This window comes from Ferrovibrio xuzhouensis, assembly GCF_042648965.1.
Lineage (GTDB): Bacteria > Pseudomonadota > Alphaproteobacteria > Ferrovibrionales > Ferrovibrionaceae > Ferrovibrio > Ferrovibrio xuzhouensis.
This window is the reverse complement of record NZ_JBHRYJ010000005.1, coordinates 130,409-143,603: the sequence shown is the minus strand read 5'-3', so window position 1 is coordinate 143,603 and position 13,195 is coordinate 130,409. Positions and strand designations below refer to the sequence as shown.

Sequence of the window (13,195 nt, the reverse complement as noted above, 5' to 3'; positions counted from 1 at the left end):
GAAGCCGGGCCGAGGCGGGAGGAAACACGGGGAGGAAAAAGCGGCTCAGGCCGCCTGCGGTTCGTACTGCAGGACCAGCGTGAGCACGAATTCGTCGTAATCCTGGTGGCGCCCGGCCAGGTGATGGTCCAGCATCCGGTTGCCGGCCTGCAGGCCGGGCTCGTCGTCGCCGGCCGCAATCTCCGCCTGGCGCAGGCGTTGGTACAGCGGTGCGATTTCCGCCACCGCCGCGGGGCTGATGCCGCGTTGCACCGTGTGGTAGCCGGTCACCCGGCCAGCCGCATCGCGGCAGGGCGAGAATTGCGCAAAGGTCCAGTAGTCCACGCCGTCGCTGTTGCGGTTCTTCAGGACGGCGAAGGTTTCCGTGCCGGCCTGCAGCCGCTGCCAGATGGCGGCGAATATGCTGCGCGGCATCTCGGGATGGCGCAGGAAGTTGTGGCGCTGGCCGATCAGGTCGCGTTCGCCATAGCCATAGGCCTGGGCAAAGCTGTCGTTGGCGTAGGTCAGGGCACCCTGCAGATCGGTCTTGCACACCAGGATGTCGTTGTCGCCGATCCTGGGCGTGCGGGCGAAAGCTGTCTTGGTCATTGCGGCTGTCCTTGTTTCCATAACGACAGCAACATGGCCCCCGTGGGGATGCCTGCGCAGGTACACAGCCGGTAACCCGTCGCGGATTCTGCTAAATAGCCGGTAACGCACGGCGCTGTCCGTGCCTTGCCGCGCGGCGCAGCCGCTGCGGGGAGCTGCGACCGCTTTGCAGCGCCAACGAAAACGGCCCGGGATTGCTCCCGGGCCGTCGATACTCACCCCGTTTGGCTGCTGTTACTGGCAGGCTAGGCACTCATCGTAATCGACCGTTTCGCGCGGGCCGCCTGAAGCCGTCGCGGCGGCAGCCAGCGGCAGTTCCGGCGCGATCTCCGGCATCTTCTGCGGCCGTTCGCCGTCGTTGACGCGGCCGCCGAACGGGATCGATACCACATTGGCATCGGCGATCGACTTGCCCGACACGGTTTCGGCGCGCTGGATCGACATCGAGCGGCAGTAGTAGAGGCTCTTCACGCCCTTCTTCCAGGCCATGAAGTGGATCTGATGCAGATCGCGCTTCTGCACGTTGGCCGGCAGGAAGACGTTCAGGCTCTGCGCCTGGCAGATGAACGGCGTGCGGTCGGCCGCCAGCTCGATCAGCCAGCGCTGGTCGATCTCGAAGGCGGTCTTGAACACGGCCTTCTCGTCATCCGACAGGAAGTCGAGATGCTGCACCGAGCCGCCGCCGGTGGTGATCGACGACCAGGTGTCGTCGTCGTTCTTGCCGTATTGCTCCAGCACGGTCTCGAGATAGCGGTTGCGCACCGAGAATGAGCCCGACAGCGTCTTGTGGGTGAACGCATTGGCCACGTTCGGCTCGATGCCCGGGCTGGCGCCGCCGGCAATGATCGAGATCGACGCGGTCGGCGCGATCGCCATCTTGTGCGAGAAGCGCTCCATGATGCCGTATTCGGCGGCATCGGGGCAGGGGCCGCGCTCTTCCGCCAGCTTGCGCGAGGCGGTATCGGCGGCGTCCTTGATGTGCTTGAAGATGGTGCGGTTCCACACCTTGGCCATCACGCTTTCCCACGGCACGCCGTTGGCCTGCAGGAAGGAGTGGAAGCCCATCACGCCGAGGCCGACCGAGCGTTCGCGCTCGGCGGCATAGCGTGCCTTCGACATGCTGTCGGGCGCCTTGTCGATGAAGTCCTGCAGCACGTTGTCGAGGAAGCGCAGGCAATCCTCGACGAACAGCGGATGCTCCTTCCACTCATGGAAGTACTCGAGGTTCAGCGACGACAGGCAGCAGACCGCCGTGCGCTGCTTGCCGTGCTGGTCGATGCCGGTCGGCAGGGTGATCTCGCTGCACAGGTTCGAGGTCTTGACGCTGAGGCCGGCCAGCTTGTGATGCTCGGGCAGGGCGCGGTTCACATGGTCGATATAGACGATGTAGGGCTCGCCGGTCTCGATGCGGGCGGTCAGGATACGAATCCACAGCGCGCGTGCCGAGACGGTGCGCTGCACGGTCTGGTCATGCGGGCTGAGCAGGGCCCACATCTCGTCGTTCTCGACCGCGCGCATGAAGGCGTCCGAGATCAGGATGCCGTTATGCAGGTTCAGCGCCTTGCGGTTCGGATCGCCGCCGGTCGGCCGGCGGATCTCGATGAACTCCTCGATTTCCGGATGGTCGATCGGCAGGTAGCAGGCGGCCGAGCCGCGCCGCAGCGAACCCTGGCTGATCGCCAGGGTCAGGCTGTCCATCACGCGGATGAAGGGGATGATGCCCGAGGTCTTGCCGTTCTGCCCGACCTTCTCGCCGATCGAACGCAGGTTGCCCCAGTAGCTGCCGATGCCGCCGCCGCGGGCCGCCAGCCAGACATTCTCGTTCCACAGGCCGACGATGCCGTCGAGGCTGTCGTTCGCCTCGTTGAGGAAGCAGGAGATCGGCAGGCCGCGGCTGGTGCCGCCGTTCGACAGCACCGGGGTCGCCGGCATGAACCACAGCTTGCTCATATAGCTGTAGATGCGCTGGGCGTGGGCGGTGTCGTCGGCATAATGGCTGGCGACGCGGGCGAACAGGTCCTGGTAGGACTCGCCGGGCAGCAGGTAGCGGTCGTCCAGCGTGGCCTTGCCGAAATCGGTAAGGAGGCGGTCGCGGCTGCGGTCGACGTCGATGCGGATGCCGCGTTCAGTCTGCAGAGTGTTCAGCACGGGTTTGCTTCCCCTCGTTATCGCGGCAGGCACCACATTTTGTGGTCGCAGAGCGCCAGCCGACATATGAATCCAAAAACCGCCGTCAAAACCTGTCGGGTATCGCGCACCCGCCCTCTTCGCTCCCCGGAAAACCGGTAAAAAACAACACTGGGAAGCGGCGCGACATCCAAACGAAACAGGTCAACGAACACTACATATGGTACTGACGGTTAAGGGACCGTCAATACGATGTATGCCATCACCCTGCAAAAAAACGGGTTGACGAGTCGGCTGCAGCGTGAGCCCCCCGGTTTTATGCCGTGTCGCGCACGATGGCCGTGGGATAAAAAATCTGCCTGTGGATAGCGGGGATAACCTTTCCGGGTGACGCGGGGGCATCTTTCGTCGCAAGCGGGCGTTAACCAATCCGGTCTATGGGTTACGACGGACAGTTCCGCGTCGGGGGAGATTCGCCCCGGCGCCGGCCGCAACCGGCCGCGACCCGTGATGCACAGGGGCCGCGCCGCGCTTTGTGGCCGGGGGATTTGGTGTTTCAATGCGGGTCTTACGCGATCCGACCGGCACGGACAGGGGTCCGGCCCGGCGGGGGAGGTTGCGATGCTGATCAAACATCCGCGGGCCGATATGGCCGCCAATGCCGCGAGGCCGGCCAGCGAGGCCGCCATGGAGCGCGCCGAAGCCGAGGCGGGCGAGCTGATCGGCCTGCCGGCATTGGAACGCCGGCGCTACCTGCTGGTCGGCATCGGCGGCAGTCTCACCGTCATCTGGCTCGCGACCTGCGCTCTCTATGTGCAGAACGCAGTCGGCTGGAGCAACCTGTGGCACATGCTGCCGCATGAATTCGGCGCCTTCATCGCCGGCTGTGCGGCACCGCTCGCCTTCCTCTGGCTGCTGCTGCTCAATATGTGGCGCGGCACCGCGGTCCGCCGCCAGGCGGCGGCCCTGCATCAGGTGCTGCTCGACCTCAGCTACCCCACCCCGGAAGCCGAGCGCCGCGTCTCGGCGCTGTCCGGTGCGCTGCGCCGTCAGGCGCGCGAGATGGAAGAGGCCGCCCAGGTCGCCACCAACCAGATCGCCTCGCTGGGCGACACCATGTCGGGCCAGCAGCAGGCGCTGCTCGCCGCCGCCGCCAGTGCCGGCGAGACGGTCTCCGACCATACCCGCCAGCTCTCCGGCACGCTCAGCAACTCGTCGCGCCAGCTCGTCGCCGCCGCCGAGCAGGTCAACCGCGACCTCGACGCCACCGTGAAGGGGCTGGCCGGCCAGTTCGAGGAGCAGAGCAGTGTGCTGCTGCAGGCCGCCACCAAGGTCGGCGAGGAGATGAACGCCAAGGTCAACGGCATCGGCCAGACCGTGTCGACCCAGGCCCAGGTGCTGCTGCAGGCCGCCGACGTGATCGTCCGCGAGGTCGAGACGGCGCGCGGCATCTTCCAGAACAAGGCGTCCGAGATCGCCCGCATCACCTCGGCGATCCAGTTCCAGAACGACCGCGTCGAAGAACTGTCGCGCCGCCATGGCGAGCTGATGGAACAGGCCGTCGAGCGGGCCGCCGCGGTCGCCCAGCAGATCGCCGGCGCGCTGGAGCAGAAGATCGTCACGCTGGAGCAGGCGGTCAGCCGTGCCAGCGGCGAGGCCGGCCGCATCGGCACCAGCTTCGTCGAATCCGCCCAGACGATCACCACGGCGGCCGAGATCACCGTGGCGCGCGCCACCGCCGCCAGCGAGAGCTTTGGCCGCGAGACCCAGATGTTTACCGCTGCCAGCGAGAAGGTGATCGGCAGCGCCGAGGCCGCCGGCACCGTGCTGCGCGAACGCGTGCGCGAGATCGAGCAGGCGACCAGCACCACCATCGGCCGCATCCGCGATATCGGCGAGACTGTGCGCTCCGAGGTCGGGGCACTGGACGAGCAGGGTGCCCGCGTGGTCGAGCGCCTGCGCATCGGCGCCGACGACATGCGCACCCGCACCGGCGCGCTGGACCAGGCCGGCCAGTCGGCCAGCCGCCAGGCCGAGGCCTTTGCCGAGGCCGCGACCCAGGCCGAACAGCGCCTCAAGCTGACCGGCGACCTGGTGCGCCACCAGACCGACCAGCTCGGCCATGCCGCCGAACTGGCCGACCAGCGGCTGGCGCAGGCCGGCGACGCGCTACGCCGCGAGGCCGCCAACATGGGCAGCACCCTGCAGCAGATCGCCGAACGCACCATGCGCACCGGCGACGATCTGAAGCAGCGCGCCGAAAGCCTCGACGAGACGGCAGGGCGCGCGCTGGCCAAGATGGGCGAGGCCGACGACACGGTGAAGGCGCGGGTCGAAAGCCTCGGCCAGGCCGGGCGCGACGCCCTGGCGATGGCCGCCCAGGTGCAGGAGACCATGACCCAGGCCAATGCGCTGCTGGCGCAGGCGAGCCAGCGCACCCAGGACCAGATCGGGCTGGCCGGCGGCCAGCTGCGCGACCAGACCATGCAGATGGAAGTCTCGATCGGCGGGCTGGCCCGGCAGATCAACGAGTCCGGCGACCAGATGCGCGACCAGATCGAAAGCCTCGACCAGGCCGCGGCACGCACCGCCCAGCGGCTGCGGTCGGCCGGCGAGAGCGCCGGCCAGGATGCCGTGCAGCTGCAGACCGCTGCCGAGCGCACCGCCCAGCGGCTGCATCAGGTCAGCGAGATCGCGCAGACCCAGGCCCATGCGCTCAGCGCCGCCTCCGAGCGCGCCGCCATGGAGGCGCAGCTTGCCGGCAACGCGGCGCAGGCGCGGGCCAAGGACCTGCAGGATCTTGCCGTCGGCGTCGCCGATGCGATGGCGCGGCTGGCCGAGACGGCGCAGGCACAGAGCGCCGCGCTGGTCGGCATGAGCGAGAAGGCGCAGAACGAGGCGACGGCGCTGAACGCCGTGGCCGAGAAGGCGACCGCCAGCATCGTCATCGCCGGCGACACCGCGCAGGAACGTTCGGCGCAGCTCAGCGCCGCCGCCGGCAGCGTGGTCGACCGCACGCTGGAACTGCGCAGCACCATCCACGAGCAGGCCGGCGCACTGACCGAACTGAGCACCGAACTGAGCCGCCAGGCCGAGAATATCCGGGAGAATTTCCGCGGCCGGGTGCAGGAACTCTCGGAAGCCTCCGACGCGGCGATCCTCAAGACCGCCAATATCGGCGACAGCTTCCGCCGCCAGGCCCAGGAGGTCGCCCGCATCTCCGACGAGGCAGTCAGCCGCGTCGACCAGGTCGGCACGGCCTTCGATGCCCGTGCCCGCGAGATCAACCTCGCGGTCGGCAATGCCTCGGGCCGCATCGACGATGCCAGCGAACTGCTGCGCAACCGCACCCGCGAGCTGGCCAATATCGTCGAGGATGCGATGAAGCAGACCGACCGCATGTCGGACGGTTTCCGCCGCCAGGCCGACGAGGTCGATACCCGTGCCGGCCGGCTCAGCGAGAAGGTCACCGAGATCGGCGAGCGGCTGACCCGCACCGGCAACGAGTTCGGCGCCGTCACCGACCGCGCCACCGCGCGCGCCGCCGAGACGGCGGAAGTGCTGGCCAAACGGGCGCAGGAGCTGTCCTCGGCCGCGGCCCGCGCCGCCAGCGAGGCGGCCAATGCAGAGGCCAGCCTGAAGGCGGATTCGAAGGCCCTGGCCGAAGCCGCGCGCACCGCCAGCGTCGAGGCCGAGGCCTTGCGCAAGGCGACCCAGGCGCTGCGCGGCGAGCAGTTCCTCAAGACCGCCGCCTTCATCACCGGCCACCTCAATTCAATGGCCATCGACATCACCCGCCTGCTCAACCGCGACCTGTCGGAAGACCTGTGGCGCCGCTACTACAAGGGCGAGCGCGGCCTGTTCACCCGCAAGCTGATCGACCAGCGCGACCTCGACAAGATCCGTGGCAAGTACCAGGAGAACGGCGAGTTCCGCGATTTCACGGATCGCTACGTCGCCGAATTCGAGCGCGTGCTGGCCGGCGCCAAGGGCGTCGAGCACGAGGAACTGCTGACCTCGGCCTTCGTGACGGCCGATATCGGCAAGGTCTACCTGCTGCTGCGCGAGGCGGTCGGCAAGGCCCGCCACTGACGGGGATTGAATGCCGGACCGGATACCGGACCTCAAAGACTGGGTCGGCGGCTCGCAGGAAGCCGCCGATCTCGTTTTGACCGAACGCTGCGTGGCCCTGGCGGCTGCGCTCGGCGAGCCGACTGTGGACCTGCAGGACGGCGGTGTCCTGCCGCCGCTCAGGCACTGGCTGTATTTCTGGGACATCGTGGCGCGCGACCGGCTCGGCCGCGACGGCCATCCGGCATTGGGCGGCTTCCTGCCCGATATCGGCGCCCATTGGGGCGGCAGCGCCACCCGACGCATGTGGGCGGGCAGCCGCATCGACCTGCACCGGCCGCTGACGCTCGGCCAGCCGGTCCGGCGGCTGTCGGTGATCGAGGCTATCGCCGAGAAAAGCGGCCGCAGCGGCCGGCTGGTGTTCGTCACCGTGCGGCACGAGATTTTCGACCATGCCGGCGACCTCGCGATGACCGACCGCCACGACATCGTCTACCGCGAGGAGACGCCCGGCAGCGGCGGCGGTCTCGCGGCGCCCGAACCGGCGCCGGCCGACCACGCGTGGGAAGACGCAGCCACCGGCGACCCGGTGCTGCTGTTCCGCTATTCGGCGCTCACCTTCAACGGCCATCGTATCCACTACGACCGCGACTATGCCCGTGAGGTCGAGGGCTATGCCGGGCTGGTCGTGCACGGCCCGCTGCTGGCGACCCTGCTGTGCGACTTCGCCTGTACCCTGCGGCCGGGCCAGAGCCTGCAGGGCTTCGCGTTCCGCGGCCGCCGTCCGGTCACCGACGGCCGGCCGTTCCGCCTGCGCGCGAAGGTGCTGAGCGATGCGGCGCTCAGCCTGTGGATCGCCGATGCCGACGACGCGCTGGCGATGACGGCGGAGGCGACCTTCGGCTGACGCTTTTTGGCGCTGAATGGCCATGGGGCAAGGCCGGCATCTCTGCTATGCTGGCGGCGTCCGTTCCCGCCCGCCGATTCCAGGCCCCCGCACCCGCGCAAAAATCCGCTGCATGTTTCGGCTGTCTTTCCGTTCCGGTGGTGACGCCGCCGGCCTGCCGCGCCGGCTGGTCTGGGGCATCGCGCTCGGCCAGCTGATCGCCTGGGGCACGCTGTATTATTCCTTCGCCCTGGTGATCGGCCCGATGGCCGACGAGCTCGGCTGGTCGCGCGTCGACCTCAATGCCGGGCTGACCCTCGGCCTGATCGCCGCCAGCCTCGCCGCCATCCCGGTCGGCCGCCTGATCGACCGCCATGGCGGACGCTGGATGATGACGGCGGGGTCGGTGGCGGCGGCCGTGCTGCTGGTGCTGTGGTCGCAGACCGGCAGCCTGGCCGGCTTCTATGCGATCTGGATCGCCATCGGCCTGACCCAGGCCTGCTCCTTAAGCGAGGCGGCCTACAACGTGGTGGCCGCCAATGCCGGCGATTACCGCCGCGCCATCATGGGCATCACGCTCATCACCGGCTTTTCCTCGACCGTGACGATTCCCTTCATCACCCTGGCGGTCGAACTGCTGGGCTGGCGCCATGCCCTGCTGGTGCTGGCGCTGATCCAGCTGCTCGGGCCGGCGCTGCTGTACTGGACCTGCCTGCGCGATACGGTCAGCGGTCGGCAGAAGCTGGCCCGGCAGCCCGAGGGCAGTGCCGCCGCCTACCTGCCGCTGGCCGATGCCTTCCGCGATTCGCGTTTGTGGATCATGGCGGCCTGTTTCGGCGCGCAGATTTTTTGTACCAGCGGCATGACCTTCCACATCATCCCGCTGCTGCAGGAACGCGGCTACGAGATGGCGCTGATCGCCGGCCTGCTGGCCCTGCACGGCCCGTCGCAGGTGCTGGCGCGGCTGCTGGTGGTGCTGCTCGGCAAGGCGACCTCGACGGCGACGCTCGGCCGGCTGTCGTTCGGCATGCTGGTGGTGGCGATGCTGCTGCTCTGCCTCGGCGCGTCGCTCGGTGTGCCCGGCCTCGTCGCCTATATCATGCTTTACGGCGCCGCCAGCGGCCTGGTTATCGTGGTGCGCACCACCAGCACGCTCGAATACCTCGGCGGCTATGGCTTCGGCACCGCCGCCGGCGCGCTGGCGGTGGTCACCCTGCTGCCGCGCACCGGGGCACCGACCGTCATCGCCGCCCTGTGGGAAGTAATCGGCAGCTACACGCCGGTGCTGTGGCTCATCGTGCTGCTGCTCGGCGGCGGCACAGCGGCCTTCTGGTATATCTCCGGCCGCCGCGCCTGAAAGGCCGGCCTCAGGCGTTGCCGCCCTTATGCGTTGCCGGGCACGATCTTGCGGCCGCGGCGGCGCGGCGCGGTCAGCTTGGCGACATCGAGGATGTCGTCGAGCTGGGCCTCGGTCAGCCAGCCTTTCTCGGTGACCAGCTCGCGCACGGTGCGCCCGGTCTTCAGTGCCTCCTTGGCCAGCGCCGCCGATTTCTCGTAGCCGATATAGGGGTTCAGCGCGGTGACGATGCCGACCGAGGCCTCGACATGGCGCCGCGCATTCTCGGGATTGGCCTGGATGCCGGAGACGCATTTCTCGGCGAAGGTGCGCGCCGCGCGCACCAGCATGTGCATCGAGTCGAGGATGTTGTAGGCGATCACCGGCTCCATCACGTTGAGCTGCAGCTGGCCGGCCTCGGCCGCCATGGTCACCGCCACGTCGTTGCCGATCACCTGGAAGCAGACCTGGTTGACCACTTCCGGGATCACCGGGTTGACCTTGCCCGGCATGATCGACGAGCCCGGCTGCATCGGCGGCAGGGCGATTTCGGCGAAACCGCCGCGCGGCCCGGACGACAGCAGCCGCAGGTCGTTGGCGATCTTGCTGAGCTTGACGGCGATGCGCTTCAGCATGCCGGAATACAGCACGAAGGCGCCCATGTCCCAGCTCGCTTCGATCAGGTTGCTGGCGCGCACCATCTCGATGCCGCAGATCCGCGTCAGCTCGCCGATGGCGAGGTTGGAATATTCCGGCTCGGTGTTGATGCCGGTGCCGACCGCCGTGCCGCCGAGGTTGATCTCGCGGAACAGCTTGACGATCTCGTCGCCGCGGGCGACGTCTTCCTTGATGTTGATGGCGAAGGCCTCGAATTCCTGGCCCAAGGTCATCGGCACGGCGTCCTGCAGCTGGGTGCGGCCCAGCTTGATGATGTCGGCGAATTCGACGCCGCGCTGGCGGAACTCATACGACAGGTCGTCCAGCGCCTGCATCAGTTCGGCATGGCTCAGCAGCACCGACAGACGCACCGCGGTCGGATAGACGTCGTTGGTCGACTGCGACAGGTTGACGTCGTCGTTCGGGTGCAGGTGCTGGTACTCGCCCTTGTGGAAGCCGAGCAGTTCGAGTGCCCGGTTGGCGATCACCTCGTTGGCATTCATGTTGGTGGACGTTCCCGCACCGCCCTGAAACACGTCGATGGCGAACCATTCGAGCAGCTTGCCGGCGATCAGCTCGTCGCAGGCATGGGCGATCGCCTTGTATTTCTCCGGCGCCAGATAACCGAGCTTGTGGTTGGCGGCGGCGCAGGCCTTCTTCACCATGCCGAAGGCGCGGATCAGGTTGGGGTAGTGGTTGATGCCGACGCCCGAGATGTGGAAGTTGTCGAGCGCGCGCTGGGTCTGGATGCCGTAGTAGCTGGCGGCCGCGATCTCCATGTCGCCCAGGCTGTCATGCTCGCGGCGGGTGGCGGTGGCGCCGGGAACCGGCTCGCTGGCGACGGCGGCGTCGCTGCTGTGGCTGACGGTGTCGGTGGGGGTGCTGTGCTGACTCATGGGGCTGCCCTGTTGCCTGCGAACTGCCGTGAACGGCAGTGCCATTCTGCGCTGCCGCTACGTCAATGCGAAGGCTTTGGGCAGGTTTATTTGGTTGAAATCATTAATGATTTTGCATGCAAACAAATGACCGCCGCACCTAAGCCCTTGCGCGGCCTTACGGCCGGCGCGGATAGACCCGGGTGCTGAAGGCGGCCGGATGGTAGTCCGGCCGGAAGGCGCAGAGGCCGCCATAGACGGCCTGGTACTGCGCGCAGGAAGCGGCGATGCCGGCCGGGGTCGGCTTCTTGCCCGCGGTGATCCACTGCATCAGGGCATTCAGCATGGCGGGGTATTCCGCGTCATGCAGCTTGCTGTGCACATGCTCGTCGGTGAAGGTCTGCACCAGCAGGTCGCCGTGGCCGGCCTTCTCGACCACCGCGCGGTAATGCGCCTCCTGTTCGACCATGGCGGTCGGATCGTCGATGGCATGCATGGTGACCACCGGGATGGCGATCTGCCCGGTCATGTCGCTGTCATCGGCCAGCATGGCCACCGCCTTCAGGTCGGCGCGGAAGCGCACCACGCCGGCATTCAGTGCCGCGTCGTCGGTCGAGCCGGTGTAATGCACCCCCTCGTTGGTAAAGGGGTTGCGGCCGTCGAGGCGCTTCTGCACCAGGTCGCGGAACAGGAAGGTCGCCCAGGCCATATGCGAGACCAGGGTGCGTTCCGGGATGCGGATCACGTTCAGGATATTGTCGAGGTTCTGCTGCTGCGCCGCGCTGCGCTGGTCCTTCGGCAGGCCGACGCCGGTGCAGTCCTTCATGCGGGCGGCGAGCTCGTCACGGGTCATCTTTGAATCGGCGGCGAGGCCGGACCACAGCGGATACTGCTCCTCGTCGGGCTTCGGATGGTTGTGGCAGTAATACTGGTAGACGGCGCGCAGGTCGGCGCGGAAGTCATAGGCATCGGTGCCGCCGGCCAGCATGCCGCTGGTCAGCAGGGCGCCGTCATAATTGCGGTGGCCGTCGGGTGCCACGGCATAGAGCTCGATCAGCTTGGCACCGACATTGCCGCCCCAGCTCTGGCCATGCACGATGGTATGGCGCGGCTGGCCGAAACTGGCGATGAAGATCTTGCGCGCTGCCTCGCTGTCCTCGGCGGCCATGCGCACGCCATAGCCGCCGCGACGGTAGCTCGAGGCGATCCAGGCATAACCTTCCTGCACCGTGACGGCGAAGCGCTCAAGGTCGGCCTTTTCAGAATTCTGGTTCGGTGCACCGAGGCGCGGGCCGCCATGGGCATGCACGATCAGGGTGCCGTTCCACGACAGCGGCCGGGCGATCCAGTAATGGGCGCCGCGGTCGTCGGCGCCGGTATAGCAGGTGATGGCGCCGGCCAATTCCTTCGGACAGGGGGTTTCGGCGGGGGGTGCGGCCGCATGGCCGGCCACAGGCACGGCAAAGACGGCAAGGACGGCCAGCGACAGGCCGGCGGCGGCGTGACGGAACAGCATGGTTCACTCCCGGATTTGCGCTCCCGTCCTTGTGATGCGGGGCATTATGGCCGGGAGCATACAAAAGCCCGGCGCAGCCCGATAATATAACCTCGTTATGACTTGATAGGCGGCGCTTATAAGCTGCCGGCGACAAACGATCTGGGGAAACGCGGGCATGAACATCCGGGCATTGCAGGCCTTCCGCCTGGTGGTCTCCGAAGGCTCGGTGGCCGGCGCGGCGCGCGCCATGCACATCAGCCAGCCGGCGGTCAGCCGGCTGGTCGCGCTGCTGGAAGCCGAGTTCCGCCTCACCCTGTTCCGCCGCAGCCGCCAGCGCCTGGTGCTGACCGACGAGGGCCGCGCCTTCCTGCGCGAGGCCAGCCGCATCCTCGCCAACCTCGACGAACTGCCGCGCATCGCCGGCGAGATCCGCGCCAGCCGCGGCCAGCGCCTGCGGCTGGTGACCATGCCGCGCATCTCGCTCAGCATCGTCAGCCCGGCGGTGGCGCGCTTCGCCGCGCAGCATCCCGACCATCATGTCAGCGTCGACCTGCGCACCCGCCGCGACCTCGAATTGTGGATCGCCGGCCGCGAATACGATCTCGGCATCGGCAATGTGCCGGTGCACCGCGACACCGTGCAGGGCATCCCGCTGGTGCGCGCACGGCTCGGCGTGCTGCTGCCGGCCGGCCACCGGCTGGCCGGACGCAGGAAACTGCGGCTGGAGGACATCGCCGGCGAGCGGCTGATCGGCCAGATGCCCGGCCTGCTGCTGCGTCGCCAGGTCGACGAGCTGTTCGGCGCCATCGGCCTGGTGCCGGATTACGCGCTCGAGACCTCGTCGTCGCAGATTTCCTGCCAGATGGTGGCCTGCGGTGCCGGGCTGACCGTCATCGACCGGCTCAGCATTTCGGATGCGCTGGCCGACAGCACCCGGCTGGTGGCGCTGGAGCCGGCGCGCTGGGTGTCGTTCGGCCTCATCCTGCCGTCGGGCGCCGGCCTCGACGGCCTGACTGCACAATTCGCCGACTGCCTGAAAGCCGAACTCGCGGCCCGGCATGAAAAGGGCTGGGTCGCACCGGCGCGCGGCGGTGACTACGACCTGACCTGAGCCGGTTTCGGGCGGGATACCGGCCGCGGCGACACGCCGGGGGCCG

8 protein-coding genes are annotated in these 13,195 nt (G+C 67.9%); 4 read left to right on the top strand and 4 right to left on the bottom strand.

Going from position 1 to position 13,195, the window contains the following annotated elements:
- Window positions 1–45: 45 nt before the first annotated feature.
- Together ACFOOQ_RS19335 and ACFOOQ_RS19330 are read right to left on the bottom strand one after the other, a co-directional pair.
- A complete protein-coding gene (locus ACFOOQ_RS19335; protein ID WP_379729302.1) occupies window positions 46–588 on the bottom strand; it encodes a PAS domain-containing protein in 543 nt (180 codons plus the stop codon).
- 234 nt (window positions 589–822) lie between these two features.
- The gene (locus tag ACFOOQ_RS19330) at window positions 823–2,736 is read right to left on the bottom strand and encodes a ribonucleoside-diphosphate reductase subunit alpha (RefSeq protein WP_449265824.1); all 1,914 of its coding nucleotides are present in this window, start codon (window positions 2,734–2,736) and stop codon (window positions 823–825) included.
- 600 nt (window positions 2,737–3,336) lie between these two features.
- On the opposite strand from ACFOOQ_RS19330, the gene ACFOOQ_RS19325 reads away from it, so the two are divergent.
- From ACFOOQ_RS19325 to ACFOOQ_RS19315, 3 genes are all read left to right on the top strand, one after another.
- Window positions 3,337–6,807 (top strand): hypothetical protein, encoded by a 3,471-nt coding sequence (locus tag ACFOOQ_RS19325; RefSeq protein ID WP_379729300.1) that lies wholly within the window; start codon window positions 3,337–3,339, stop codon window positions 6,805–6,807.
- 10 nt (window positions 6,808–6,817) lie between these two features.
- Window positions 6,818–7,693: an FAS1-like dehydratase domain-containing protein gene (locus ACFOOQ_RS19320; protein ID WP_379729299.1), complete on the top strand. Its 876-nt coding sequence runs from the start codon at window positions 6,818–6,820 to the stop codon at window positions 7,691–7,693.
- Between the two features lie 112 nt (window positions 7,694–7,805).
- Entirely contained in the window at window positions 7,806–9,029 is a 1,224-nt protein-coding gene (locus tag ACFOOQ_RS19315; RefSeq protein WP_379729298.1) for an MFS transporter, read from the top strand.
- 26 nt (window positions 9,030–9,055) lie between these two features.
- Here the strand turns inward: ACFOOQ_RS19315 and ACFOOQ_RS19310 are convergent, their stop codons facing one another.
- Both ACFOOQ_RS19310 and ACFOOQ_RS19305 read right to left on the bottom strand, forming a co-directional pair.
- Window positions 9,056–10,561 (bottom strand): aspartate ammonia-lyase, encoded by a 1,506-nt coding sequence (locus ACFOOQ_RS19310; protein WP_379729297.1) that lies wholly within the window; start codon window positions 10,559–10,561, stop codon window positions 9,056–9,058.
- Window positions 10,562–10,718: 157 nt separating this feature from the next.
- Window positions 10,719–12,056: a hypothetical protein gene (locus ACFOOQ_RS19305; RefSeq protein WP_379729295.1), complete on the bottom strand. Its 1,338-nt coding sequence runs from the start codon at window positions 12,054–12,056 to the stop codon at window positions 10,719–10,721.
- 157 nt (window positions 12,057–12,213) lie between these two features.
- Here ACFOOQ_RS19305 and ACFOOQ_RS19300 point away from each other — a divergent pair, with 157 nt between their 5' ends.
- On the top strand, window positions 12,214–13,149 hold the full coding sequence (locus tag ACFOOQ_RS19300; protein WP_379729293.1) for a LysR family transcriptional regulator: 936 nt from the start codon (window positions 12,214–12,216) through the stop codon (window positions 13,147–13,149).
- Window positions 13,150–13,195 lie beyond the last annotated feature (46 nt).

Bases quoted from the DNA above. Each gene is read 5' to 3' on its own strand.
- ACFOOQ_RS19300 (WP_379729293.1), top strand. From the start codon at position 12,214: ATGAACATCCGGGCATTGCAGGCCTTCCGCCTGGTGGTCTCCGAAGGC.
- ACFOOQ_RS19315 (WP_379729298.1), top strand. From the start codon at position 7,806: ATGTTTCGGCTGTCTTTCCGTTCCGGTGGTGACGCCGCCGGCCTGCCG.
- ACFOOQ_RS19310 (WP_379729297.1), bottom strand. From the start codon at position 10,561: ATGAGTCAGCACAGCACCCCCACCGACACCGTCAGCCACAGCAGCGAC.
- ACFOOQ_RS19335 (WP_379729302.1), bottom strand. From the start codon at position 588: ATGACCAAGACAGCTTTCGCCCGCACGCCCAGGATCGGCGACAACGAC.
- ACFOOQ_RS19325 (WP_379729300.1), top strand. From the start codon at position 3,337: ATGCTGATCAAACATCCGCGGGCCGATATGGCCGCCAATGCCGCGAGG.
- ACFOOQ_RS19305 (WP_379729295.1), bottom strand. From the start codon at position 12,056: ATGCTGTTCCGTCACGCCGCCGCCGGCCTGTCGCTGGCCGTCCTTGCC.
- ACFOOQ_RS19320 (WP_379729299.1), top strand. From the start codon at position 6,818: ATGCCGGACCGGATACCGGACCTCAAAGACTGGGTCGGCGGCTCGCAG.